General features: G+C 54.5%; 24 protein-coding genes. 7 read left to right on the top strand and 17 right to left on the bottom strand.

Annotated features, from left to right (window positions below; translation table 11 throughout):
* Positions 1 to 15: 15 nt before the first annotated feature.
* On the bottom strand, positions 16 to 564 hold the full coding sequence (locus tag QLG21_RS00790; protein WP_282483667.1) for a spore coat U domain-containing protein: 549 nt from the start codon (positions 562 to 564) through the stop codon (positions 16 to 18).
* 12 nt (positions 565 to 576) lie between these two features.
* Entirely contained in the window at positions 577 to 1,149 is a 573-nt protein-coding gene (locus tag QLG21_RS00795; protein ID WP_282483668.1) for a spore coat protein U domain-containing protein, read from the bottom strand.
* Between the two features lie 426 nt (positions 1,150 to 1,575).
* On the opposite strand from QLG21_RS00795, the gene QLG21_RS00800 reads away from it, so the two are divergent.
* A complete protein-coding gene (locus tag QLG21_RS00800) occupies positions 1,576 to 2,835 on the top strand; it encodes a dicarboxylate/amino acid:cation symporter (protein WP_282483669.1) in 1,260 nt (419 codons plus the stop codon).
* Between the two features lie 95 nt (positions 2,836 to 2,930).
* On the opposite strand, the gene cheW is transcribed toward QLG21_RS00800, so the two are convergent.
* From cheW to flhD, 6 genes are all read right to left on the bottom strand, one after another.
* Positions 2,931 to 3,434, bottom strand: a complete 504-nt coding sequence (gene cheW, locus QLG21_RS00805) for a chemotaxis protein CheW (RefSeq protein ID WP_006176083.1) — start codon at positions 3,432 to 3,434, stop codon at positions 2,931 to 2,933.
* 19 nt (positions 3,435 to 3,453) lie between these two features.
* Positions 3,454 to 5,484: a chemotaxis protein CheA gene (cheA, locus tag QLG21_RS00810; protein WP_282483670.1), complete on the bottom strand. Its 2,031-nt coding sequence runs from the start codon at positions 5,482 to 5,484 to the stop codon at positions 3,454 to 3,456.
* A 4-nt stretch (positions 5,485 to 5,488) separates the two neighbouring features.
* Positions 5,489 to 6,418 carry a flagellar motor protein MotB gene (gene motB / locus QLG21_RS00815; RefSeq protein ID WP_137848862.1) on the bottom strand — a complete coding sequence of 310 codons (930 nt, stop codon included), beginning with the start codon at positions 6,416 to 6,418 and terminating at the stop codon, positions 5,489 to 5,491.
* Positions 6,415 to 7,302: a flagellar motor stator protein MotA gene (motA, locus tag QLG21_RS00820; RefSeq protein WP_152081445.1), complete on the bottom strand. Its 888-nt coding sequence runs from the start codon at positions 7,300 to 7,302 to the stop codon at positions 6,415 to 6,417. Before motA ends, motB begins: the two co-directional genes overlap by 4 nt.
* A 122-nt stretch (positions 7,303 to 7,424) precedes the next feature.
* Positions 7,425 to 8,003: a flagellar transcriptional regulator FlhC gene (flhC, locus tag QLG21_RS00825; protein WP_137848863.1), complete on the bottom strand. Its 579-nt coding sequence runs from the start codon at positions 8,001 to 8,003 to the stop codon at positions 7,425 to 7,427.
* Between the two features lie 3 nt (positions 8,004 to 8,006).
* On the bottom strand, positions 8,007 to 8,357 hold the full coding sequence (gene flhD / locus QLG21_RS00830; RefSeq protein ID WP_042320082.1) for a flagellar transcriptional regulator FlhD: 351 nt from the start codon (positions 8,355 to 8,357) through the stop codon (positions 8,007 to 8,009).
* Between the two features lie 803 nt (positions 8,358 to 9,160).
* On the opposite strand from flhD, the gene uspC reads away from it, so the two are divergent.
* Entirely contained in the window at positions 9,161 to 9,589 is a 429-nt protein-coding gene (gene uspC, locus QLG21_RS00835) for a universal stress protein UspC (RefSeq protein WP_282483671.1), read from the top strand.
* A gap of 15 nt (positions 9,590 to 9,604) precedes the next feature.
* Here uspC and otsA read toward each other — a convergent pair whose 3' ends face one another.
* From otsA to QLG21_RS00865, 6 genes are all read right to left on the bottom strand, one after another.
* Entirely contained in the window at positions 9,605 to 11,029 is a 1,425-nt protein-coding gene (otsA, locus tag QLG21_RS00840) for an alpha,alpha-trehalose-phosphate synthase (RefSeq protein WP_282483672.1), read from the bottom strand.
* On the bottom strand, positions 11,004 to 11,807 hold the full coding sequence (gene otsB, locus QLG21_RS00845; protein WP_282483673.1) for a trehalose-phosphatase: 804 nt from the start codon (positions 11,805 to 11,807) through the stop codon (positions 11,004 to 11,006). The genes otsA and otsB overlap by 26 nt, the downstream gene beginning before the upstream one ends.
* Before the next feature lie 176 nt (positions 11,808 to 11,983).
* The gene (gene araH, locus QLG21_RS00850; RefSeq protein ID WP_042320084.1) at positions 11,984 to 12,964 is read right to left on the bottom strand and encodes an arabinose ABC transporter permease AraH; all 981 of its coding nucleotides are present in this window, start codon (positions 12,962 to 12,964) and stop codon (positions 11,984 to 11,986) included.
* A 14-nt stretch (positions 12,965 to 12,978) separates the two neighbouring features.
* Positions 12,979 to 14,493, bottom strand: coding sequence for an L-arabinose ABC transporter ATP-binding protein AraG (gene araG, locus QLG21_RS00855; protein WP_006176093.1), 1,515 nt, complete (start codon positions 14,491 to 14,493; stop codon positions 12,979 to 12,981).
* Positions 14,494 to 14,564: 71 nt separating this feature from the next.
* Positions 14,565 to 15,554: an arabinose ABC transporter substrate-binding protein AraF gene (araF, locus tag QLG21_RS00860; RefSeq protein ID WP_282483674.1), complete on the bottom strand. Its 990-nt coding sequence runs from the start codon at positions 15,552 to 15,554 to the stop codon at positions 14,565 to 14,567.
* 317 nt (positions 15,555 to 15,871) lie between these two features.
* On the bottom strand, positions 15,872 to 16,429 hold the full coding sequence (locus QLG21_RS00865) for a DJ-1/PfpI family protein (RefSeq protein ID WP_282483675.1): 558 nt from the start codon (positions 16,427 to 16,429) through the stop codon (positions 15,872 to 15,874).
* 518 nt (positions 16,430 to 16,947) lie between these two features.
* Here QLG21_RS00865 and QLG21_RS00870 point away from each other — a divergent pair.
* Entirely contained in the window at positions 16,948 to 17,451 is a 504-nt protein-coding gene (locus QLG21_RS00870; RefSeq protein ID WP_042320087.1) for a non-heme ferritin-like protein, read from the top strand.
* Positions 17,452 to 17,607: 156 nt separating this feature from the next.
* Entirely contained in the window at positions 17,608 to 18,951 is a 1,344-nt protein-coding gene (locus QLG21_RS00875) for an anaerobic C4-dicarboxylate transporter (RefSeq protein WP_282483676.1), read from the top strand.
* 81 nt (positions 18,952 to 19,032) lie between these two features.
* Here the strand turns inward: QLG21_RS00875 and QLG21_RS00880 are convergent, their stop codons facing one another.
* Positions 19,033 to 19,284 (bottom strand): DUF2766 family protein, encoded by a 252-nt coding sequence (locus QLG21_RS00880; protein ID WP_006176098.1) that lies wholly within the window; start codon positions 19,282 to 19,284, stop codon positions 19,033 to 19,035.
* A gap of 105 nt (positions 19,285 to 19,389) precedes the next feature.
* Positions 19,390 to 19,473 carry a stress response protein AzuC gene (azuC, locus tag QLG21_RS00885; RefSeq protein WP_014832437.1) on the bottom strand — a complete coding sequence of 28 codons (84 nt, stop codon included), beginning with the start codon at positions 19,471 to 19,473 and terminating at the stop codon, positions 19,390 to 19,392.
* Positions 19,474 to 19,685: 212 nt separating this feature from the next.
* On the opposite strand from azuC, the gene QLG21_RS00890 reads away from it, so the two are divergent.
* Complete coding sequence (locus QLG21_RS00890; RefSeq protein WP_282483677.1) at positions 19,686 to 21,110, top strand: MFS transporter; 1,425 nt, start codon at positions 19,686 to 19,688, stop codon at positions 21,108 to 21,110.
* 37 nt (positions 21,111 to 21,147) lie between these two features.
* Here the strand turns inward: QLG21_RS00890 and QLG21_RS00895 are convergent, their stop codons facing one another.
* Positions 21,148 to 21,786, bottom strand: a complete 639-nt coding sequence (locus QLG21_RS00895) for an RpiB/LacA/LacB family sugar-phosphate isomerase (protein WP_006176101.1) — start codon at positions 21,784 to 21,786, stop codon at positions 21,148 to 21,150.
* Positions 21,787 to 22,033: 247 nt separating this feature from the next.
* Here QLG21_RS00895 and QLG21_RS00900 point away from each other — a divergent pair, with 247 nt between their 5' ends.
* Positions 22,034 to 24,190 (top strand): HD domain-containing phosphohydrolase, encoded by a 2,157-nt coding sequence (locus QLG21_RS00900; protein WP_237658016.1) that lies wholly within the window; start codon positions 22,034 to 22,036, stop codon positions 24,188 to 24,190.
* A 104-nt stretch (positions 24,191 to 24,294) separates the two neighbouring features.
* A complete protein-coding gene (yecR, locus tag QLG21_RS00905) occupies positions 24,295 to 24,633 on the top strand; it encodes a YecR family lipoprotein (protein ID WP_058610169.1) in 339 nt (112 codons plus the stop codon).
* Positions 24,634 to 24,802 lie beyond the last annotated feature (169 nt).

Below are 24,802 nucleotides of genomic sequence, written 5' to 3' on the forward strand. Positions count from 1 at the left end.
GAACGTTCTCCCTTTTCACCATGACAAGGTCACGGTGAGTTGATCTGAATACGTACCTGCCGGGCTAAACCCGGTCAGAAGCGCCACGCCAAAAAGCGGCAGCGCAATGTTATTGCTGTTGGTATAGGTCACCGGAATCGCCTGGTTGACCCCTATTTCACTGTTCGCAGCCAGAGAGCTGCTGCTGTAGAGGCGGTAGCCCACCACATCGGCCCCGCCGCTGCGCGTCATCCGACGCACCGAAGCGTAGTTTTGCCCGCCATTGATGCTCATGCTCAGCGCCACTCCCGGCGTGCAGGCAATAGACAACGCGCCGTTGGGGACGAAGCTGGTGTTCACCGACGCACGCTCAACGCCGGTGTGCGTGCCGAAATCAAGCGTGCCTAACACCCCGCCCGTGCCGGTAGTCACCGAGCAGCCCGGCACAATCGTCGCGCTCACCCTGAACGATTGTGACGTGACTGCCCCGGCAGAAGGCACCGTCAGCACACCAACAAGAAGCGCAAAAAATGGCTGCACGATCCCCTCTGCGCGTTTGCGCAGACACAGCAAGGATGCCCTCATGGCTGCTTTGGACTAGTAAGTCACGCTAACGTTAATGGTATCGGTATAGGTGCCCGGCACGACGGTCACGCTGTTGCCCCCGCCGGTGATCCGCCCGTACAGGGTATAGCTGTCGATCCCGTTTGCCGTTGAGGCGACGGGCAACGCCGCGTTGTTGGCAATAGCGTTGTTGAACCCGCTGTCGCTGTAGAGGCTGTAGGCCACGCCCTGTGCCGCATTCGCGGAGTTGATCAGATAGCGTGCAGGCGTGCCTGGCGTCCCCACAACGCTGCCGGGCGCGGTGGAGTTGGTATTACCGGTGATCGCCACCGTATAGCTGGCGGTCGTACATTGAATGGTGAAGGTGTTGCCCCCGCTGGCACCGGTCAACTGCGTGGTGAGCGTGGAAAACGTTGCGGGATGGGTCCCGAAATCCAGGGTCCCGAAGTTGATGCCGTTTTGCGTAGGCGAGCCGTTAATCAGGCAGCCATTCGTGAGAGTCAGCGTTGCGCCGATAGTGCCGTTACTGGTGACCGCCAGCGCCTGATGGGCCGGGATAATTGACAGCAGCGTACCTGCACAGATTAAAAGGCGTATTCTTTTCATTGACCACCCTCCAGAAGATGTCGCCATTCGCTTTCCGCATTTTATTTAATGCACTCAATATGTTAGCCCCGCTTAACATTCCACCGAGGGGGTTATGGAGAATTTAGTTTATGGCGTTCGCTTCAACCACTTTTGCCATTTACCCCCATACCTTTGCCGTATTGACAGACTATTTCATTTAAATACAAACGATTACATTCTTCATGCAGAGTTTTTATAGTCATTTCCCGAGGATATATCGCCTATAGTGTGATGTGCATCACAATATATCGTCAGGCGTTTCACAACTAATTTAATAAAAATTAAAAAGGAGTTGTAACTCCCTCCGCTTTAATCCAATTTATGTGCCGAATCTTTTCCTGCGCTTAAATAAAAAATTTATATGCATAAGCGCCGGTGAAACCTAAGCACACAGAGGGTCTTTTCGTGGCAAGTGCAAACAAACTCACGCTCTTCATCGTGATATTCATGCTGGCGGGTATTCTTTCAGGGGCGGTTATTCATGAATATGCGCCAGCGGAGGCGGTAAAAGCCTGGTCGGAGAACATTACGCTGCTGACCGATATTTTCCTGCGGCTGATTAAAATGGTGATTGCGCCGCTGGTGTTCAGCACCTTAACGGTCGGGATCATGAAGCTCGGCGAAACCTCAACCATCGGGCGCGTCGGCGGTAAAGCGATGGTCTGGTTTATCAGCTCCTCCGTGCTGTCTATTCTGGTGGGGTTATTTATCGTCACCCTGGAACGTCCCGGCAGCGGCCTGAATCTCACCATTCCGACAGAAGCGGTGGATACCGGTCTGGCGGTGGGCGGCATGACGCTGAAAGCTTTTCTCTCCCACACCATCCCGACCAGCATCGCCGGGGCGATGGCGGATAACGAGATCCTGCAAATTGTCGTGTTCTCGCTGTTCTTCGGCATTGGTGGCGCGTCGCTGGGGCAAAAATTCAACGCTCCGCTGGTTGCCGCGCTTGATGTGGTCTCGCATATCATGCTGAAGGTCACCGGCTACGTCATGTACGTCGCCCCGCTGGCTATTTTTGCGGCCATCTCTTCGGTGATTGCCACCCAGGGGCTTGGGATCTTGCTGAACTATGCCTCGTTCATCGGCGGCTACTATGTGGCTATCCTCCTCACCTGCCTGGTGCTGCTGGCGGTGGGCTATATGGTGCTGAAAAAAGAGGTATTTCGCCTGGTCAGCATGCTGAAAGATCCGGTGCTGGTGGCGTTTACCACCAGCAGTTCTGAAGCGGCATACCCAAAAACGCTGGAACAGCTGGAACGTTTTGGCTGCTCGCGCAATATCGCCTCGTTCGTCCTGCCGATCGGTTACTCCTTTAACCTGGTGGGATCGATGGTGTACTGCTCGTTTGCCTCAATGTTTATCGCCCAGGCTTACAATATTCACCTGAGCTTTACGGAAGTGACAGTGCTGATGCTGACCCTGATGCTGGCCTCGAAAGGGATCGCGGGCGTACCGCGTTCTTCGCTGGTGGTGCTGGCCGCAACGATCCCGAGCTTCAATATTCCGGTTGCCGGTATTCTGCTGCTGATGGGTATCGATCACTTCCTCGATATGGGGCGTTCAGCCATTAACGTGCTGGGGAACGGGATTGCCACGGCGATGCTGTCGCAAAACGAAGGTGCGCGGGAAGCGGAAGCTGAGCTGGTGGAACAGGAAGCGTAAGGGTGTAAAAAAGCCGGGTGGCGGCTTCGCCTTACCCGGCCTAAAAATGCTCGAACGTATAAGCCGGGTAAGCGTGAGCGCCACCCGGTATCGTTTTAGGCCACGTGGCTCGCCGCGATATCCAGCAGCGCCATCTCATCGCTGTTCAGCAGCTTCTCAATGTTCACCAGAATCAGCATACGTTCGCCGAGCGCGCCCAGCCCCGTCAGGTATTCGGTGGACAGCGTGACCGCAAACTCCGGTGCCGGACGGATTTGATCGGCGGTGAGCGACAGTACATCGGATACACCATCAACCACAATCCCCACCACGCGCTGGCCGAGGTTCAGCACAATCACCACGGTATTATCGTTGTATTCTACGTCGCCCTGGCTGAACTTCACGCGCAGGTCAACGATAGGCACGATGACGCCGCGCAGGTTAGTCACGCCCTTGATAAAAGCAGGCGTGTTGGCAATGCGCGTAACCTGATCGTAACCGCGGATCTCCTGCACCTTAAGGATGTCGATACCGTACTCTTCATCACCTAACGTGAAAACCAGGAATTCCTGTCCTGATGGCTCGCCCGCCAGTTTCGTTACATTACTCATACCGGTCATGTTTTTACCTTCTACTTAATCAGGCGGCTGTGTACGCCACACGTTGTTCACGATTTAATCCCTGAAGCGCCGACACATCGACGATCAGCGCCACGCTGCCATCCCCGAGAATGGTGGCAGCAGAAATGCCTGGCACTTTGCGATAGTTGCTTTCGAGGTTCTTCACCACCACCTGGTGCTGACCAATCAGCTGATCGACCAGCAGCGCATAGCGGCGACCGGCGCTTTGCAAAATCACCACAATGCCCTGCGTGGCCTCGGTTTTTGCACCGTCCACTTCAAATACTTTCCACAGCTCGACCAGCGGCAGGTACTCCCCGCGCACTTCGAGCACGCGCTCGCCGCCCGCCAGCGGATGCAGATCTTCTTCGCGCGGCTGCAGCGACTCCATCACCGCGTTCAGCGGCAGGATAAAGACCTCGTCGGCCACCTTAACGGACATGCCGTCGAGGATCGCCAGCGTCAGCGGCAGCAGGATGCGGATGGTGGTGCCGGCCCCCTGCTTAGACTTGATCTCGACGTGGCCGCCCATCTCCTGGATGTTACGTTTCACCACGTCCATGCCCACGCCACGCCCGGAGACATCCGTCACCTGCTCGGCGGTGGAGAAGCCCGGCGCGAAGATCAGCATGCCGACCTCTTCATCGGTCATGTTTTCGTTCACCGCCATGCCCTGCGATACCGCTTTCGCCAGGATACGCTCACGGTTCAGACCGGCACCGTCGTCGGTCACTTCGATGCAGATGTTACCGCCCTGGTGTTCCGCAGAAAGGATCAGGTTGCCCACCGGAGATTTCCCCGCTGCGATGCGGTTTTCCGGCAGTTCAATACCGTGGTCAAGACTGTTACGCACCAGGTGCGTCAGCGGATCGATAATGCGTTCGATCAGGCTCTTATCCAGTTCGGTTGAGCTGCCCATCAGCGTCAGCTCAATCTGCTTGTTGAGCTTACCGGCCAGATCGCGCACCAGGCGCGGGAAGCGGCTAAAGACATACTCCATCGGCATCATACGGATGGACATCACCGATTCCTGCAGATCGCGAGCGTTACGTTGTAACTGGCCCATACTGGTGATGAGATCGCCATGGGTGACCGGGTCCAGCTCGTTAGAGCGCTGGGCCAGCATGGACTGGGTGATCACCAGTTCGCCCACCAGGTTAATCAGCTGGTCGACCTTCTCAACGGCCACGCGGATGCTGGTGGATTCGCTGGAGCGCGCCGCGGGCTTTTCACCGCGGCCAGGCGCTGCCGGCTCTTTCGGCACGGCTTTCAGCGCAGGCGCTGCAGGCACTACTGCAGGCGCAGCGACCTCAGCAACACCCTCTTCCACTGGCGCCGGGGCGTCAGCAACGGGCGTTTCGGTTTCAAAGGCAATCTGGTCGGCTTCGATAACAAAGCACAGGACCGCCACGATGTCGTCCTGGTCGATCCCGTCGTCCAGCGTCGCCGCCAGGCTGTCTTTGCCTTTCACCACGTTGCTTAAGGTCGCCAGGTTACCCAGCTCTTCTTCCAGCAGATTGACTTCATTCTCTTTCAGACGAGAGAGAACCACGCGCAATTTTGCGGGCTGCCCGGCGGCAGGCGTGGCATCGGCTGGCGAAACCGCATCGACAACGCTCAGTTTCGCAGCAGGGACGGCAGGCGCGGCGGCCTCGCCTTTTGCTTCCAGCGCAAGCTGGCGAAGCGCATTGCAGATGTATTCAAAGCTTGCTGCATCAGGCTCTGTCGAACTTTTATAGGCGTCGAGCTGTTCCTGCATAATATCTTTGGTTTCCAAAAACAGGTTGATAATATCGGTATTGAGCTGCATCTCACCGCGTCGTGCTTCATCGAGCAGGTTTTCCATTAAATGGGTCGTTTCCTGCAGGATGGTAAAACCAAAGGTTCCGGCGCCGCCTTTAATGGAGTGCGCTGCCCGGAAGATGGCATTCAGCTGCTCTGAATCCGGTGCTTCAGGCACCAGATCCAGCAGGTGTTGCTCCATATCAGCCAATAACTCGTCGGCTTCATCAAAGAATGTCTGGTAAAAATCGCTAATATCCATGCTCACGCTATCACCTCGGATTGGCTGGTGGCGATGTTGGAACGGCAGCCGAAGGGACGGCCCCAGGCTGTTTTAAATCGTCCAGTGACTCATTCTGACTTTCGGCGTTTTCATGCAGGATGGCCTGCTCCGCCTGCTGGTTCAGCACTAAAAGACTGATACGACGGTTGATGGCGTCATCCGGCCCGCGGTCGGTGAGGCGCATGGTTGCTGCCATGCCGACCACGCGCAGGACCTTGCCATCATCAAGCCCACCCGCCACCAGCTCGCGACGCGAGGCGTTGGCACGATCGGCAGAAAGCTCCCAGTTGCTGTACCCTTTTTCGCCACTGGCATAGGGGAAATCATCCGTGTGCCCGGAGAGGCTGACCCGGTTCGGGATGCCGTTCAGCACCGGCGCAATCGCCCGCAGAATGTCGCGCATATAGGGTTCCACTTCCGCGCTGCCGGTTTTGAACATCGGGCGGTTCTGGCTGTCGATGATCTGAATGCGCAGCCCTTCCTGCACCAGGTCAATCTTCAGGTGCGGACGTAACGCGCGCAGCTTCGGATCGGCCTCAATCAGCTGATCCAGATCCCCGCGCACTTTTTTCAGGCGCGCCTGCTCCATCCGTTTTTTCAGCTCGTCGATGTTCGGCTCTTTTTTCACCTCACCCTTTTGCTGGGTGTAATCATCGCCGCCGCCCGGAATGGGGCTGTCACTGTTAGAAATACGCTGCCCACCGGTCACTGCCGTCGCCAGCGGTGTTCTGAAATATTCCGCAATCTGAATCAGCTCTTTCGGGCTGGAGATGGAGATCAGCCACATCACCAGAAAAAAGGCCATCATGGCGGTCATAAAATCGGCGTAAGCAATTTTCCAGGAGCCGTGCGAGCCGTGCCCGTGCCCCTTATGCTTGCGCTTTTTTACGATGACGATCGGATGGGACTGGTTTTTCATGCGTCCTCAGTGGTCGTCTGTTGGTTTGGATTTTTCACCGCGCGCACATGTTCTTCCAGCTCGATGAACGACGGACGTTCGCTGGAGTACAGGGTTTTACGCCCGAATTCCACGGCGATAGGCGGCGCGTAACCGTTGAGGTTGGAGAGCAAGGTGATCTTCACGCACTGCATCATTTTGGTGGTTTCGGCGCTTTTCTGGCGCAGCACGCTGGCCAGCGGGGAGATAAAACCGTACGCCAGTAAAATACCGAGGAAAGTGCCCACCATAGCGTGGGCGATCAGCGCCCCCAACTCCGCCGCCGGGCGATCCGCCGAGGCCAGCGCGTGAACCACGCCCATTACCGCCGCGACGATACCGAATGCAGGCAGCGAGTCACCCACCAGCGCCAGGCTGTTCGCCGGCACTTCGGATTCACTTTCGTGGGTCTCGATCTCTTCGTCCATCAGCGCTTCGATTTCGAAGGTGTTCATGTTGCCGCTGATGATCAGGCGCAGGTAATCGACGATGAAATCCAGCATCATGGCATCGGCCAGAATACGCGGGTAGCTGGCGAAGATTTCGCTCTCTTTCGGGTTTTCGATATCACGCTCCAGCGAGAACATCCCCTGCTGACGCGACTTCGCCATCAGGCGATAGAGCAGTGCCAGCAGATCCATGTACATGCTTTTGGTGTATTTCGAGCGACGGAACAGCAGTGGAATAGCTTTCAGCGTCCCCTTGATCGATTTACCGTTGTTGCCAACGATAAAAGCCCCTATCCCTGCGCCGCCGATGATAATAAGTTCAGCCGGTTGATAGAGTGCTCCAAGGTGCCCGCCGGTCATCATGTAACCGCCGAAAACTGTACCGAGAACTACCAGGTAACCTAATAAGATAAGCACGACATCATCCTTCCGCTAGTGACTATGGCAGGACGTTCATTTCGACAGTGTGCCCAAAATGCGGGTAAAAAAAAGCAGCGGTAATGACTTACCGCTGCTGGAATCTTGCCCACAAGGTCGGGTTAAACAGCGTGTTCGATCTGTTCATCCAGCAGTTGTGGAATAATATCGGCAGCATCCCGGGAAAGTTTACGTCTTTTTACTGCCCTGGAAGGCGGCTGACATAAACTGCAGGCAAAGCTGCCTACGGGCTGATGTGCATGGGTGATAAAATTGCCGTCGCAGCAGTTGCAGCGCGACAGTTGCAGCATTCCGCTTTCAACAAAACGCACCAGCGTCCATGCGCGGGTTAGCGCCAGCAGAGGACCTTCTTCCTGCTGTGGGCATTGCTCAAGGTAAAGCTTATAGGCTTTGATCACGGCGTCGACGCCGGTGCACAGCCCCGTCTTCAGAAGATACTGCCATGCGTTGCAGAACATAGACGCATGAATGTTCTGCTCCCAGGTCATAAACCAGTCGGTCGAAAACGGCAGCATGCCTTTCGGCGGTGGGCTACCACGTAACTCTTTATACAGTTTAATAAGACGGCCACGGCTCAGCTGCGTTTCGCTTTCCAGCATTTGTAAACGCGCACCCAGCGTAATGAGTTCCATTGCCAGCTGTATGTCACGGGCTTCCTGAACAATGCTTTTCTCGCTCATTTTTTATGCCCTTTTCTTACGGGCAGCGTCATCAGGCTGGCTGATTTCGGTGAGCAAGCGGGTGGAAAGAAGAATACCGGTGTGGATCTGCTGGAGATCGTCAACGCGGGAATCCTGGGTCAGACGCGTAATGGTCTGCGGACTGTCAAAGCGGAACTGGCAAACAAGCTGATTGGTCTCTGCCAGTTTTACCATTTGCGGGAGCGTTAATCCGCCCAACATGGTGGCCATCTCTTCGTTAATACCCAGACGAAACATTGCGGATGCTTTGTCCTGACTAATCAAACGCTGTGCAAGCAATAAATACGACAAGTTGATGTCATAGATATGTTTTAGCAACTCGGATGTATGCATTTTTCCCATCCCGAATAACCAACTATTATTTTTATGCGGACAGACCGCACCCCGTGATGTCGCCGGGAAATCACCCGGTATAAAAGAAAAGGCCAAATGCATAGTTGAATTAAGATTTGTATGCTTATGCAGTAAAACGCGCAGTGACCCCGACACGTCTTTACGCATCGCTTACGCCTTTTATCATTTCTTACAAATAACTAAGATTTTTCCTAATTCGACGCAAACTCTACTCGTCAGTTTTGCCACATACAATCCAGCCTCCCCCGAATTTTAAAAAAAATGTGATCTGCGTCACATAAATTGAGTGAATATACTCCATAAACCCATCAGCGAGACTTGTAAGTTGGTTAACAATTGAGCAAATCACACTGTTTTATATTCTTTATGATCGAATACTCATGCAGAAGTGTGAACAAATGGGTGTGAAGAAGTACTTTTTGATGCTCTTAAGGTTGCAGTAATGTTAAAATCGTCTACCACGTCAGGTACGATATTGGTTATCTTTATTAATCAGTGATTTAACACACCTGGCCGCGCAGGTAGTATCAGACAGCAATTATCCCGAATGCGTTAATAACGTTTCAGAATGATTTAACTGAACAAGCATTTAATTTTGTGATTTGTATTAAGTTGTTAATTTTTTTCATTTAGACATACTTTTCAGTTATTCTTCTTATAAGAATAATTAATGAATAATTATGATAAGCGTCACACTAATGACATGGTCCCCTCTTGCAGACTCGGGAGTTTCGCGGTAATGCTGAATATATACCGTTTCTCAGCCGCCAAAGGAGTGTGTGATGAGTTACTCCCATCTTCTTGTTTCCGTTGCTGTTTCCCCGGAAAGCCACCAGCTTGTTGCCCGCGCGGTCTCTATCGCCCGGCCTAACAACGCCCGCATCAGCCTGATCACCCTTGCCGCCGAGCCGGAAATGTATAATCAGATGGCCGCCCCAATGCTCGAAGATATTCGCGACGTGCTGCAGGAGGAAACAAAAGCCTTTCTGCGGGAACTGGTGGAGAAAGCGAATTATCCGGTTCAGGAAACCGTCATTGCCACAGGCGAATTAAACGAACACATACTGAGCATGTGTCGTCATCAAAATATTGATTTAGTAATTTGCGGGAATCATAACCAGAGCTTTTTTTCCCGGGCTGCCTGCTCGGCGAAATCAATTGTTGGCTCAAGTCTGGTAGATGTTTTGCTGGTGCCTCTCGGGGGCAGTTAATGCCCCCGAGAATAATCACGCCAGTTTAGGGAAGGTCGCGATCTTTTTTTGCAGATGTCCCTCGCTGTCCTGCGGGGTAATGGCGCGCAAATCCTCAATGAACCGCGCCTGCCAGTGATTGATATCATTCTTGCGAATGGTTTCCATCATCTCAGCGTGGCGTGAAATACGTTCCGTCAGCGGCATCGTCAGGGCGCGATCCAGCGCATTGGCGACGTCATCCCGATCATAAGGGTTGACGATAAGCGCAGAGGTGAGCTCATTGGCCGCACCGGCAAATTGCGACAGCACCAGCACGCCAGGGTCGGCAGGATCTTGTGCTGCGACATACTCTTTTGCCACCAGATTCATCCCGTCACGTAGCGGCGTAACCAGGCCGACATCCGCATAGCGGAAGACCTTCATCAGGATCTTACGATCGAAGTGCTGATTGAGATAGAACAGCGGCGTCCAGCCTAGTTGCCCGTAGCGGCCGTTGATCCGTCCGGCTTCGGTTTCTAACTGGTGACGAATATCCTGATAGGCCTGCACTTCGCCGCGCGAGGTTGGCGCAATCTGGGTATAGCGGATTTTACCGTGGTGGTGCGGGAATTTTTCCAGCAGGGTCTCGTAGGCCAGGAAACGCTCCGGCAGCCCTTTGGAGTAATCCAGGCGCTCTACCGAAAAGATGTTTTTCACATGCTTGAGTTCGTTCTTCAGCTGCGCCAGTTTTGGCGGCAGCGGCCCTGACGCCTGTTCGGCAATCTCGTCAGGCTCAATCCCGATAGGATAAACCTCGGTGTGGAAAGCTTTGCCCCATGCGGTGTGGGATTTGCCCTCGCGCGTTACCAGACGCGTTTTACCCGAAATGCTGTCGAGGAAGGCCAGCCTGTCGTTTTCAGTCTGGAAGCCGAGCAGATCGTAATCCGCCAGGGCCTCGAGGATCTCGTCGTGCTGAGGCAGCGCGGTGAAGATTTCCGGCGTCGGGAAAGGGATATGCAGGAAGAAGCCAATCCGGTTATTGACGCCCCGTTTACGCAGCTCTCTGGCAAAGGGCAAAAGATGATAATCGTGGATCCATAAAATATCGTCTTCCTCGATTAAAGGCAGCAGTTTATCCGCCAGCAGGGCATTCACCCGCATGTAGCCTTCAAAGCCCTCGCGCTGAAACTTAACGAGGTCCAGACGATAGTGAAAAGCGGGCCACAGCACGGCGTTGGAAAACTCCGAGTAGTACTCGTCATAGTCTTTTTCGTTCAGGGCGAACGAGGCCCAGGTGATGTTGCCGCGCGTGACTTTCTTCAGCGGTTTCTCTTCATTACTGATATCCCCACTCCAGCCGAACCAGAGGCCACCGGCGGCTTTCAGGGCACCTAACACCCCTACCGCCAGGCCACCTGCGCTGGCTTTTTTATCATCCGGCGGTGCGATGCGATTAGAGACGACGACTAAGCGACCCATAATGATTTCTCCCGTTGTTTTGCGCTATTTGTTGTTGTTGCTGGTTAGCGACGTCAGATATCCACTGCCAGACGCTGGCGACACTTTCCAGCCGCCATTTGGCACTTGTTTCTCCAGGGCCGACTTTGACAGATATCCCTCCGGCCTGGTTTACCACACTGAACCCGGCCTCATCGGTCAGGTCATCCCCAAAAAATACCGGCGTCCTGCCTTTAAACGGTGGCTCAGCCATAAATGCAGCAATGGCGGCACCTTTATTTATCCCTTCAGGTTTGATTTCTACCACGCATTTACCCGGCTGGAGCGCAAGCTGAGGGTGTGCATCAGCCAGGCTACGGGCAATGGAAAATATCGCCGCTTCATGGTGAGGTGCCTGGCGATAGTGCAGCGCAAAGGCCATGCCTTTGGCTTCCAGTTCGGTGCCCGGAAGCTGTGCCAGCGACGCGATAAGCTCCGCATGCAGCGTGTTAATCAACGCCTCTGGAAGCGAGACAATATGCAATTGATCATGGATGTCGCGGCGCTCCGCTCCGTGTACTCCAGCCAGCGGAAAGTGGTAAGGCCCGGCGAGCATATCCAGCTCAGCCATAGAGCGCCCTGAAATCAATGCCAGTGCTCCAGCGTTCATCTGCGAGAGCTGATGCAAATCCTCTAACACCGTATCCGGTACCACAACATCGTCAGGATGCGGCTGGATCCCGGCGAGCGTCCCGTCGAGATCAAAAAACCAGGCATAGTTACCAGATAGTACAGGCGGTGCAGTTAACAAGTCAGCCACCCTTTTCCTCCTTACAGTTGACGAGGGACAAACGTCTTTCCCCCTTTCATAGCCATGTAAGTATAGACAGTGTGACGTTGCTCGCCATTTAGCAACCGCCCCGCCAGCAAAACTGGCGGGGCGGCAGGAGGGTCAACTATGGTTATTAGTTGAGCAGGTTTACGCCAGGAAAAAACTCAGACCGTGCGCTTCGCTTTTTGCTTGTAACGGTCGAATATCACGGCTGCCAGCAGGATCAGGCCACGCACCACATACTGCGAGAACGGTGAAATATTCAACAGGTTCATGGCGTTCTCCACCGTCCCCAAAATCAATATCCCCGCCACCACATATGAGATTTTTCCGATGCCTCCTTTCAGCGAAACCCCGCCTAACACGCAGGCTGAGATGACAATCAGCTCATAACCGATGGAGGTCATTGGCTGGCCGCTGGTCATGCGCGAGGCCAGAATAATCCCCGCCGCCGCCGAGACCAGCCCCGAGAGCACGAAGATGATGATTTTGGTGCGCACCACAGGTACGCCCGCCAGACGCGCCGCCTCTTCGTTACCGCCAATCGCCAGGGTATTGCGGCCAAAGGTGGTGCGGTTCAGCAGGAAACCAAACAGGATCAGGCAGGCAACGGTCAGCCAGATGGGCGCAGGCAGGCCCAGCCAGTTGGCATAACCCAGGGTGAAGAAACGCTCATCTTCAATCCCAACGGCTTTTCCGTCAGAGATAATGTAGGCCAGGCCGCGAACGATCTGCATGGTGGCAAGGGTGGTGATCAGCGCGTTGATTTTCAACCGGGCGATAACAAACCCGTTCACCAGACCGCTCAACACGCCCAGCATCAGCCCTGCCAGCACGCCGATCCACAGGCTTTCGGTCAGGTTGATCACCACCGCGGCGGTCACCCCCGCACAGGCAATGACCGAGGCCACAGACAGGTCAAAATCGCCGGAGGCCAGACAAAACAGCATCCCGCAGGCCACCATGCCGGACATCGAGATAGCCAGCCCGAGTCCCTTCATATTGATGAAGGTAGCGAAGTTTGGAACGAATATGGCGCAGGCGAGGAACAGCACGGCAAAGACCACCAGCATGCCGTACTGATCCCAGATGCGCCCAAAACTGAATGCCGTCTTCGGCGCTCCGGATGTAGTAACAGAGGACATCATTGACTCCTTACTCAGGCGACAGCCTGGCTAACTTTAGGCATGGCGAGACTCAACGCCAGTTGTTCATTCGCCTGTTCATGCAGCAATTCACCGGCAATTTCCCCTTCACGCATCACAACGATGCGATCGGCAACGCCGAGGACCTCTGGCAGATCGCTTGAGGCGAATAGCACCGCCACGCCCCGTTTTGCCAGCTCATAAATGACGTTATAGATTTCGTGCTTCGCCCCCACGTCGATGCCGCGCGTCGGCTCGTCGAGCATAATCACCTTCATGTCTTCCGACAGCCAGCGGCCCAGGATCGCCTTCTGCTGGTTTCCGCCTGAAAGGTTCATGATCAGCTGTTCGGCACCCGGCGTTTTGATATTCAGCGAACGGATGTGGTGTTCGGCGTTGCTCGACTCCCAGCCGTCGTTGATCAGGCATCCGGCGCGGATAAACTTGCGGCGAGCAGAGATATTGATGTTGTCGCGAACCGAGTGCACCGGAATAATCCCTTCTGCCTTGCGATCTTCCGGGCAGAGCATGATGCCAGCGGTGATGGCGTGGGCAGGCTTCTGAATATCGACTTTTTTCCCGTCAACCAGAATCTGCCCCTGGGTAATGCGCGTACCGCCAAACAGCCCTTTCAGCAGCTCGCTGCGCCCGGCCCCGACCAGGCCAAACAGCCCGACAATTTCACCGCTGCGCACCGAAAGCGAAATGGGCGTACGCACGCCGGGCGCTTTCACGGTGTCCAGACGCAGGCGTTCCGGCCCGTACTCGCGCGGTTTCCAGTGGTAAATATCTCCGAGATCGCGCCCGACCATCGCCTGCACCAGCTGGTCATGGTTGACCTGCTGCATATCGGTGAAGGTGCGCACGTAGCGGCCATCTTTGAATACCGTGATGGCATCGCTTAAGGCGAAAATCTCCTCCATGCGGTGAGACACGTACAAAATGATGCGGCCTTCTTTGCGCAGCTCGCGGATCACCCGGAAAAGATTGTCGATTTCCCGCGCGGATAACGAACTGGTTGGCTCGTCAAAGGCGATGATTTTGGCGTTACGCGCCAGCGCTTTGGCGATTTCCACCATCTGCCACTGGCCGATGGAGAGATACTTCAGGGGCGTTTGCGGATCGACGTCCAGCCCGAGGTGTTTTAACTGCAGGCCCGCTTCATAGTTCAGCAGCGAGCGATTGACCACGCCGCTTTTATGCGGCAACTGGCCTAAATAGATATTTTCCGCTACGGTCATCTCAGGAATAAGGTGCAGCTCCTGATAGATGATGGCAACGCCCGCGTTGAGCGCCGCCGTGGTGTCGGCAAAGGCGACCTCTTCGCCGCGAATAGCCAGCGTGCCGGTGGTGGGCGTGTAGTTACCGCTGAGAATTTTGAGCAGCGTGGATTTTCCCGCGCCGTTCTCCCCCATCAGGGCGTGAACCTGGCCGGGATAGCAGTCGAAGCTGATATCGGTCAGCGCGTTTACACCGGGGAAGGTTTTACCGATGCCGCGAAAAGAGAGATACGGTAAGGACTGTTGCATAACGACTCCGTGATACCTGTTGTGTGTACGTCAGGCCCCTTACGGTAAGTAAGGGGCACAATCACAGCCTGTTATTTACCGCCCAGTCCTTTTTTCGCCAGCTCCTCTTTGAAGTTATCGCGGGTGATCAGCACCACGTCAGTCACTTCGGTGAATTTCGGCGGCTCAGCCCCTTTGGTCACCCAGTTGTAGAGCATCTCGCTGGATTTGTAGCCGTGAACGTCCGGGCTTGGCAGCAGAGAACCGTAGAAGCCCGTCGCCTGCGCTTTCGACAGCTCGCTGACGGCATCGACACCGTTAATACCAATGCCAATCACGTCAGGTGCTTTGAAGCCCTGGCCTTCGGTTGCACGCACGCCGCCCAACACGGTGTTGTCGTTCATGCCGACCACCAGCCAGTGTTTAACCTCCGGATGCTGCACCAGCATTGAGTTCGCCGCATCGAATGCGCCCGGGATATCGTTAGATTTGGTGGGCACTTTGTAGATCTGTTTTTCCGGGAAGCCGGCGGCTTTCAGGGCATCCATAGAGCCGGAAGTACGACGACGCGCGGTATCCAGCTCGTCGGCGGTAATGGCCATTACGCCGGTCTCTTTAACGTCCCAGCCGCGTTTTTGCATCTCTTTATATAATTCCTGGCCCTGGCGCTCGCCGATTTTAGTCGCGGCCATCATCACCAGCGGGACGGTATCCATCGGTTTGCCTTTGGCATTGACAAACTGGTCATCAACCGCAATCACCTTCATGTCGTACCCGCGCGCCTTGGCAACGATCGCGGACCCAAGCTTAGGATCGGGCGTACAGATAACGAACCCTTTCGCGCCGCTGGCCGCCAGGCTGTCGATGGCGTTCAGCGTTTTTTCACCGTCCGGCACGGCGATTTTGATCACCTCAAAGCCTAAATCTTTCCCGGCTTTATCGGCGAATTTCCACTCGGTCTGGAACCACGGTTCTTCAGGTTGTTTAACCAGAAAACCGAGTTTTACATTTTCTGCCATAGCGGATTGTGACATAACGGCAGCCAGGCCGATGGCCGCCAGCGCTTTAGTAAATTTGTGCATGGTAAACTCCAGCTTTAATATTCTTTTCTGTAGGGATTAACAGCGTGCTTTTTATTTAATCGGACGTAAAACAAGACATTAGCGCTTACCTCGTCATAAGCGGTCGTGCTGCAGATAGTTTTAGCGGGAAATTAATCATCCATAAGAGAGCAATATCACACCGCAGAATTACAGTAATTGCGTACATAAATTCAGCGAAAAAAGACATAAAAACGGCAGGAATTGTCTGACAAATCGGAAGGGGTTAAGCAGAATAATCCATAAGACCAGCTCAGAAGTCCCTGTAGGCCGGATGCCTGTAGCATCCGGCACGGACATTACCAGGCGTAGTAAATATGCTCAGCGTGATCGCGAACGGGCACCTCATCGCCCAGCAGGCGAGCAGACAGCGTTAGCGCAAAGTCGAACGCATGGCCCAGACCTTTGCCGCTCAGCAGATTTTTATCTTCCACCACCGGCGCATCAACGTATTCGCCGTCTTCAACCGTTTGCCATAAATCGCCGGAGCAGACGTAGCGGCGGCCCTTCAGCAGCCCGTTGCCGCCCAGCACGCGCGCGGCTGCCGAACAGAGAGGGCAAATCCACTTTCCACACTCATCGTGCAGGGAAATGAAACGGATAACCTCACGATCTGCCGCAAGGTTCACGCTGCCCTGCGGCCCGCCGGGGATCACCACGGCGTCATACAGGGTGTCGCGGCGCTCAGACAGCGTGCTGTCGGCCACCATGGGAATGTTGTGGTAACTCATGACCGCGCGGGACTCTGCACACGCCAGGGTGTCGACGTCAATTGCCAAACGGCGCAGAATATCAATGGTGATGATGGCTTCCGCTTCTTCAAAACCGGGTGCCAGCAGAACTGCAACTCTTGCCATGTCAAACCTCTGAAGTTTTCACAATTAAAACATTGTTTCACTTTCCCACATCTGGCAAGAACAAACTTTCGCGACGATCACATTTCAGGTGAACGCGACAAAACTGATCTGACTCAATAAGAACATGCTCAATATATTCTCAAGAATTAACCTGGATAAGGTTTCAAAAAAAGCGCCCTTTAACCTGAGATAAATTATTAATTAGCACAATCTCCACCATATTTTTTAAAATATTTATATATCAACGACTTAATAAATTAAAATTTTCCCGTCACGTTTAAAAATTTTAACTATATTAAACTTTGTAATGTTAGGTTAACACCACGTGATTAAGAGTTTTCTTAATCCAGCGACAGGGCTATGCTTTTTATATCGAACACAGGAAGTGAACATTCGGTCAGTACGCGCCACAGCAGAAAACCTGTTTCTGAAAATAAGATCTCTTTGGTCTGTATCACAACCTGCCGGGTCAGGTTAAGCAGCGGACGTTATGTCCCAGCATCAATAAGGATATGAGTATGGCTACCCAAACGATGATTCAAAAACTGAATGCCCAGATGAACCTTGAGTTTTATGCCTCTAATCTGCATCTTCATCTGAGCGAGTGGTGTTCTGAAAAAAGCCTCAACGGTACGGCTACCTTTTTCCGTAGCCAGGCGCAGAATAACGTCACCCATATGATGCGCGTCTTCGACTTTATGAAGGATGTCGGGGCAAATCCCATCGTCACCGCGCGCGCAATGACGGAAGAACACTACGCCTCCCTCGAAGAACTCTTCCAGAAAACGCTGCAGGAATATGAGCAGCGTTGCGACACCTTAAGCAAACTGGCGGAAGAAGCGAAGGCGCAGCAGGACAGCACCACGCTGAATTTTCTGCGCGACATGAACAAAGAGCAGCAGCAGGATGGCATGCTGCTGAAGGCGCTGGCGGATGAGATTCGCAACGCCAAACGTGAAGGTCTGTGCCTCGAACAGACCGATCGTCACCTGCTCGACATTGTTACCTGCCAGCAGCACTGAGTCGTCATTGCCTGCCCCCGCAATAGGGGCAGGCTCCCCTCTCACAGCAACTCCCTGCTTTCTTTAAGATTTAACAAATCCGATCCCGCTCCCAATGAATAACCCTGCTTCGTGTAATGATTTAGCCAGAGACTTTATCATTGACGAGGGAGCATCATGATCACCATTGAGTTTGTTGTCATTATCCTCTGCCTGCTGGTCGGCACCCGCTTCGGCGGGATGGGGCTTGGGCTGATAAGCGGGATTGGCCTGTTTATTCTCAGTTTCGTGTTTGGGCTTCAGCCCGGCAAACCGCCGGTCGACGTGATGCTGACCATTCTGGCCGTTATCGGTTGCGCCGCCACGCTGCAAACTGCGGGCGGCCTGAACGTGATGATGCAGTTCGCCGAGCGGCTTTTGCGCAAACACCCGCAGCACATTACCCTCCTCGCACCCTTCACCACCTGGACGCTGACGTTTCTCTGCGGCACCGGGCACGTGGTGTACACCATGTTTCCGATTGTGGCCGATATCGCGCTGAAAAAAGGGATACGGCCAGAGCGCCCGATGGCCGTGGCATCGATTGCCTCTCAGATGGCGATCACCGCCTCCCCCGTTTCGGTAGCCGTCGTTTCGCTGGTGTCGATCCTCGGCGCCCAGCACGGGATTGGGCACGCGTGGGGGATCCTCGAAATCCTGGCGGTGTCCGTTCCCGCATCGCTGTTCGGGGTAGCCGTCGCGGCCCTGTGGAGCCTGCGCCGAGGTAAAGATTTGGCGGATGACGCCGAGTTTCAGAAAAAGTTAAGCGATCCGAAACAGCGCGAGTTTATCTACGGCGGAACGGAAACGTTGATGAATCATCGTTTTCCAAAACAGGCCTACTGGTCGACATGGATCTTCTTTGCCGGGATCGCGGTGGTTGTCCTGCTGGGTGCGCTGCCAGAACTGCGGCCGGCCTTCGAGGTAAAAGGCAAATTAACCGCCCTGTCGATGAACCTCGTCATCCAGATGATGATGCTGATTGCCGGGGCGGTGATGCTGATAGCCTGCAAGGTCAACGCCTCTGCCATTTCGAACGGTGCGGTCTTTAAAGCGGGGATGGTCGCCATTTTCTCGGTGTTTGGCGTTGCGTGGATGAGCGACACCTTCTTTCAGGCGCATCTTGATGAGCTGAAAATGGCGCTGGAGGGGGTGGTCAAAAGCCATCCGTGGACCTACGCCATCGTCCTGTTTCTGGTGTCGAAGCTGGTGAACAGCCAGGCGGCGGCACTCACCGCCGTCGCCCCGATGGGGCTGATGCTGGGCATCGATCCGAAAATGCTGATCGCCTTCTTCCCGGCCTCCTATGGTTACTTCGTGCTGCCAACCTACCCGAGCGATCTGGCCTGCATCGGGTTCGACAGGTCAGGAACGACCCGCATCGGCAAATTCATCATCAACCACAGTTTTATTCTGCCTGGACTTATCGGCGTGAGCTGCGCGTGTGCGGCCAGCTATCTGCTGGTACAAACGTTCTTCTGAATCCTTCTCCGGGCGACGGTCAGCGTCGCCCTTCGCTGTTTGAGCAGAAAACGGTTTCTAAATTCAAAACATCGGTTTATTTTAGTGAGACTCACCCTGCGGCGTGAAACGCAACTCGATCAGCGCGATGGCTTTTTGGATCGCGCGAAGCGTGACCGGATCGGCCGCAGCAGGATGGCTGGTGAAATCGATGTTTTTCAGTTGGGTGGACATCTTCTCGCGCACTTCTACCGGCGCGATAACGTCAATCACATCAAGGATTTGTTTGATAACCAACTGGCATGCGACGACGTCAGATACCAGTTCCTGATCGGCGCTCAGGTTTTGTGACATGGGGTTTCTCCTTTTTTAAAGGCCGCCATAGTAGCAAAACGTACGCCCTTTCATCTCCCTCTCGTCGCCAGCAGACATAAAAAAACCTGCCGAAGCAGGTTTTTATCAGAACATCGCACCCGGTGGGACGTCTTTGAAGGTGTTGCAGTAGTTTGCCCACATGCTTTTCAGGATTTTGCGCAGTTTCATTTGATGCTCCAGTAACGTGTTATGCAGGTGTTATTTTCTCTGCGCTTATAATATGACCACCATCACAAAAATCAATGATTTTGTGATGCATATCACAGTCAAAAACGGGCGCAATGCTGCTGGATTGTTAAAAAAGCATCGGTAAATCCGTGAGTTATGGTTCTATAAATTCCAGTAAATTTTTATCATTTTTTTTGATACGGCAGGACAGGATGAGTGAAAACATCACCGGGAAAGCGAACCGAGGCTTATCGCCTGCGGCGCTTTTAGTTGCCGGCGCGTTCTTTATGGAGTTTCTTGACGGCACGGTCATTGCCACCGCCCTGCCGGACATGGCAAAAAGCTTCGGCGTGCAGGCCGTGGATCTGAATATCGGGATCAGCGCATACCTTATTACCCTGGCGGTGTTGATCCCCGCCAGCGGCTGGATTGCGGACCGTTTCGGTGCGCGCAAGGTCTTTGCCCTCGCGCTGGCGATCTTCACCCTGGCCTCGGTTTTTTGCGGTCTGTCGACAACCGTTGATGCGTTTGTGGCGATGCGGGTGCTTCAGGGGATGGGCGGCGCGCTGATGGTTCCCGTCGGACGCCTGGCCGTACTGCGCATCACGCCGAAACACCAGCTGATCGCCGCCATCGCCACCCTCACCTGGCCGGCACTGGTTGCCCCGATTATTGGCCCGCCGCTGGGCGGGTTTATCACCCACTTTGCTGACTGGCGCTGGATTTTCTTCATCAACGTCCCGTTAGGCATTGCGGCTATTCTTCTGGCGCTGCGAATTATTCCCGATCTGCGGGATGAGAGCCGTCGTCCGTTCGATACACCGGGGTTTATAGCCACCACTGTAGCCATGGTGAGCCTGGTTTACGCCATGGAACTGATGGGCGGGGAGCACGTCAGAATGGGACTGACGGTATGTTTGTTCATCGTTGGCGGGGTGACACTGAGCGTCGCGCTGCGCCATTTCCGCCGCGCCGCGTGGCCGATGATAAGACTCGAGGCGATGCAGGTTGCCACTTTTCGCGTCACGATGTACGGCGGCTCGCTGTTTCGCGCCTCGATCAGCGCCGTTCCCTTTCTGCTGCCGCTGATGTTTCAGGTGGGGTTCGGGATGGACGCCTTTCATGCAGGCCTGCTGGTGCTGGCGGTGTTCGTCGGCAATCTCACCATTAAACCGGCGACCACGCCGCTTATTCGCGGCCTCGGGTTTAAGCGGTTACTGCTGATCAACGGCGCGCTGAACGTGCTGGCGCTGCTGGCCTGCGCGTTTATTACCCCCACAACCCCCGTCTGGCTCATCATGCTGATCCTCTATCTCGGCGGCGTCTTCCGCTCCATTCAGTTTACGGCGGTGAGCACCCTCGCTTTTGCCGATGTGCCTTCCGCACAGATGAGCTATGCCAATACGCTGTTTTCAACCGCCACGCAGCTTGCGGTGGGATTAGGTATCACCCTGGGGGCCATTGGCATTCGTATCGGAGAGAAGATTGGCGATGCTTTCGGACTCGCCGCCGTTCCCGGCATCAGCTTTCGGCTGGCGTTTGTCGTTATCGCGGTGATTTGTCTGGCAGGCATGTTTGACACGCTGCGCCTGGCAAAAGATGCAGGCAGCGCGGTTTCGGCGAAGCCGTCGTCATGAAAACCGGGCGAGCGTTGCGCCGCCCGGTAAAGCACCGTTAGCCCACAATGCCACGGACGAAAGCTTCAATCTCTTTGTCCTGGCAGTTTTCAAAGAAGCACTGCTGGAAGCGCTGACCGGATACGGCGGTTTTCACCAGCTCAGGGTCAATCGCGCGCAGTGTATCAAGGTAGTTCTCTTTCACCACGGCCGCTTTCACCTGGTTGAGGATCCCGGCGTTGCGCACCTGAGGCTCTTTACGTTCTGGCGGATACCCTTCGCCGTTGCGACCGGTGAAGGCTTTCTCAAAGATGAAACGCACGTTCAGCTCGGCACCCCAGCCAAACCCTTTGGCGAACGGCAGTGCAAGGGCGTTGCCGTTGTTGATCTGGGCAAAAAGGAAGGCATCAGCCGGATCAATGCAGTAGCCGCAAACCACGCCGGGATGAATGTTGAGCGACATCAGCGCACCCTGACCGGTACCGCAGCCCGTCACGACGAAATCGACGGCTTTGGAATTGAGCAAAATGCTCGCCATAATGCCCAGGTGAATATAGGTAAGGTGGTGATCGTTCTCATCGCTCATCCCCACGTTATAGACAGGGAAGCCTTTTTCGTCCGCGACGGCCTTTAGCTCATTGAGGATGATGGGATTCTTGGCTGCCTGGCTGTTTTCCATCATCAGTGCAATTTTCATCTTTTCTCTCCTGAATACGTGGCGGGTCTTCCCGCAGTGGATAGCGTTTCATCTTCACCTTACTATCAAACAAACACGCTTTCAAATTAAGTGAAAACTTGTTTTAAAAAACAAAGATGCGCTCACAATTTCAGAATGCCCGGCTGCCCTGTGCAGCGTTAACAGAAAGTTAAAAAATCCCTACTCCATCCCCACGCCGTTAGCTAGACTTCAGCAAAAGACAATAAAAACCACATGGGGATCACCTGTGCACCTGCGCTGCCGGACGCCACGCATCGTCTTATTATTGCTCATCGCCTTTTCCTGGGGCACTCCCACTGCCCTGCTGGCCGCAGAGCCGGTGCCTGTCTGGATCTATGACGCCAATAATTTTGAATCCTGGCGGACACCGCAGGGCGAGCTGCGCGGTTTTTATCCTTCCCTGATCCAGGCCATTAACCGCAGGCTGGAACTTAATCTGGTGCTAAAGCCGCTTTCCGGGAGCGAGATTGGACAGCGTTTCGCCAGCAATCAGTACGGCGTCTACGCCGGGGTGTTACGCACCGAAAAACGCGCCCGGACAAAAATCCTCTCCGCGCGGCTGTTTGATAATGAAGTGGTTGCGGCCAGCGCGTCGATGACGGTCACCCATGCCGATCAGCTGAACCACACCCGCGTGCTGTTTCGCCGGGACGATGCCACCCTCGAAGGGGTGAAGCAACGCTACCCGGACCTGCGGTTCCGCTCCCTGCGCCTGGTCGAGACCAGCGAGGAGGCGTTCCGACTGCTCGGCGAACATCAGGCCGATTTCTATATCAACGATGCGTCAGAGATGGAAAACACCCAGCGGCACTACCTGATCTCGCACCCTTTTCCCGAACTGCGTATTCCGGTGGTGCTGGGGTTCAGCCCGGAACTGCTTCCCTTGCGTGAGCAGATTAACGCGTTCATCGGGGAAGCGTATCGCAGCGGTGAACTGCAAAGAACGCTTGAGGAGAGCAAACGAAACTATCTGCTCAGCCGCATTGTGGTCTCCGACAGCGAACGGGCGTGGATTGACCATCACCGCTTAGCGATTACGCTGCCCGGGAATGAGAATTACGCGCCGCTTATCTGGAAGGATCGACGGGGCTACCACGGGACGGCGATCGACTTAATCAATGATATGCGTGACCTGCTGGGTCTTAAGGTCGACGTTACCTTTATCGATAACTATGCCAGCAACCTGCCCCGCGAGGCGTGGCCGGTACGTTTGGTGGATATTGCGGAGCGTGACGATGCTGAACATGCCCGGGGGCGCATTGGCCCGGACATTGTCTGGCACAACGTCTACTACAATGCCATCGGCAGGCCGTTTTTATGGGATGAGGAGAGCATTCGCAGTCAGCGCGTCGGGGTGCTGGAGGGATCTTTCGCCGCCACCTATCTGCCGCAGCGGTTTGGCAGCGATGCGATCGTGGTGACGCGCCGCAGCATTGACGAGCTGATCGATGCGATTGAGGATAACAAAATCGATTTTATCCTCGGCGATCTTAGCTCGCTTGAAACGACACTTCGCGGGAATGAGCTGTTTCGTGGGGTATTAAAGGTGGCGGGCGTGACCCGCTCAGAATACATCATCGGCCCGTGGGTCGACCCCGATCATCCACTGTTTCACCTTCTGACCCAAATCCATCGTCTGTCGGAGTTCCGAACGCAGATTGAACGGCGTGCGGACGATAGCCCCTTCCCGAGCCTGACGAAGAACACGCTTAAAATCATCAGCGTGATTTTGCTGATCGCCGCACTTTTCAGCCTCGGCATGCTGATAATGATGCGCCGCCATATCCGCAAAAGCCGTATCGTTAACCGGAACATGGTGCAGGCTCTGGAGAGGGTCAACCGCGCCCACGACGACGAAACCGGCAGCCATATTCAGCGGGTGGCAAAATACTGCGGGCTAATGGCCCGGGAACTGGGGCTTTCAGGCCAGACGGTGCGCGACATTGAGCACTTTGCTTCTTTACACGACGTGGGAAAGATCGCGGTGCCAGACCGCATCCTGCGCAAGCAAGGCCCGCTAACCGCCGAGGAGTTTGCCGAAATGAAGCTCCATACGCTGAAAGGCTGGCGTATTATTCAGGGGCTTGAACTGGGCGCGGTGGCGGAGAATCTTATCCACTTTCACCACGAAAAATGGGATGGCAGCGGTTACCCGGAGGGGCTGCGCGGGGAGCAAATCCCACTTGAAGCGCGGATCCTCGCTCTGGCCGACGTGTATGACGCCCTGCGGCAAAAGCGGGTCTATAAGCCGAGTTTTTCTCACGAAGAGGCGTGCGAGGTGATCTTCAAGGGGGCCGGACGGCATTTCGACCCGCAGCTTGTCGCGCTGTTCCGTCTGCATCATGAGCGGTTCAGGACGATTTTTGACGAAATGGCCGACTAATACCCTTCGTTGCAAAGAGAAAGCGCTGTTTGGCTGGCTATTCCTGGCATTGCTGTGGTCATCAATCGGTACGATAACCTCTTTACAGTCATGTAGAGCGAACCATGAAAAGACTTTTCGTTGCCGGTACAGTTTTGCTTCTTGCGGGATGCAGCGTAACCCGTCAGGCCCAGGTAAGCAGCCTGGATGCGCCTAACGGCGTCGTTCGTCTGGACTACGGTCAGGCACCGTTGCAGAACGCCCATTATGACGAGTATGTCACTCACGGCACGGCGACCAAAGCCTGTCAAAGCATGGGATATTCCGCCGCCTCCGCCTACGGCCAGCCCATTAAAACCTGTACGCTGATCGGCGGCTCCCTGTGCTTGAATGAAACAGTGACCATTCAGTACAAATGCATGGGCTATGCGATTAACCCTGGCGTCACTAATCCGTGGTATTAATTCCTGCTGCCAGTGACCGCTGGCAGACTCTTTTATCAGGAACAAAAACAATTCTCATTAATATAAATTAATCGAGTGCCAATGCGTGTTATTCCCATTCGTATTTTTAATAAAAATCTATTTATTTTACTTTTTGCAAATATTTAAATAACAAATTATAGTGACGCTC

Source organism: Enterobacter sp. V87_3, from assembly GCF_029967835.1.
Lineage (GTDB): Bacteria > Pseudomonadota > Gammaproteobacteria > Enterobacterales > Enterobacteriaceae > Enterobacter > Enterobacter cancerogenus.

Coding starts and splice junctions, on each gene's coding strand:
- QLG21_RS00790 (WP_282483667.1), bottom strand. CDS start 564: ATGAGGGCATCCTTGCTGTGTCTGCGCAAACGCGCAGAGGGGATCGTG.
- QLG21_RS00795 (WP_282483668.1), bottom strand. CDS start 1,149: ATGAAAAGAATACGCCTTTTAATCTGTGCAGGTACGCTGCTGTCAATT.
- cheW (WP_006176083.1), bottom strand. CDS start 3,434: ATGACCGGTATGAGTAATGTAACGAAACTGGCGGGCGAGCCATCAGGA.
- motB (WP_137848862.1), bottom strand. CDS start 6,418: ATGAAAAACCAGTCCCATCCGATCGTCATCGTAAAAAAGCGCAAGCAT.
- flhC (WP_137848863.1), bottom strand. CDS start 8,003: ATGAGCGAGAAAAGCATTGTTCAGGAAGCCCGTGACATACAGCTGGCA.
- flhD (WP_042320082.1), bottom strand. CDS start 8,357: ATGCATACATCCGAGTTGCTAAAACATATCTATGACATCAACTTGTCG.
- uspC (WP_282483671.1), top strand. CDS start 9,161: ATGAGTTACTCCCATCTTCTTGTTTCCGTTGCTGTTTCCCCGGAAAGC.
- otsA (WP_282483672.1), bottom strand. CDS start 11,029: ATGGGTCGCTTAGTCGTCGTCTCTAATCGCATCGCACCGCCGGATGAT.
- araH (WP_042320084.1), bottom strand. CDS start 12,964: ATGTCCTCTGTTACTACATCCGGAGCGCCGAAGACGGCATTCAGTTTT.
- araG (WP_006176093.1), bottom strand. CDS start 14,493: ATGCAACAGTCCTTACCGTATCTCTCTTTTCGCGGCATCGGTAAAACC.
- araF (WP_282483674.1), bottom strand. CDS start 15,554: ATGCACAAATTTACTAAAGCGCTGGCGGCCATCGGCCTGGCTGCCGTT.
- QLG21_RS00865 (WP_282483675.1), bottom strand. CDS start 16,429: ATGGCAAGAGTTGCAGTTCTGCTGGCACCCGGTTTTGAAGAAGCGGAA.
- QLG21_RS00870 (WP_042320087.1), top strand. CDS start 16,948: ATGGCTACCCAAACGATGATTCAAAAACTGAATGCCCAGATGAACCTT.
- QLG21_RS00875 (WP_282483676.1), top strand. CDS start 17,608: ATGATCACCATTGAGTTTGTTGTCATTATCCTCTGCCTGCTGGTCGGC.
- QLG21_RS00880 (WP_006176098.1), bottom strand. CDS start 19,284: ATGTCACAAAACCTGAGCGCCGATCAGGAACTGGTATCTGACGTCGTC.
- azuC (WP_014832437.1), bottom strand. CDS start 19,473: ATGAAACTGCGCAAAATCCTGAAAAGCATGTGGGCAAACTACTGCAAC.
- QLG21_RS00890 (WP_282483677.1), top strand. CDS start 19,686: ATGAGTGAAAACATCACCGGGAAAGCGAACCGAGGCTTATCGCCTGCG.
- QLG21_RS00895 (WP_006176101.1), bottom strand. CDS start 21,786: ATGAAAATTGCACTGATGATGGAAAACAGCCAGGCAGCCAAGAATCCC.
- yecR (WP_058610169.1), top strand. CDS start 24,295: ATGAAAAGACTTTTCGTTGCCGGTACAGTTTTGCTTCTTGCGGGATGC.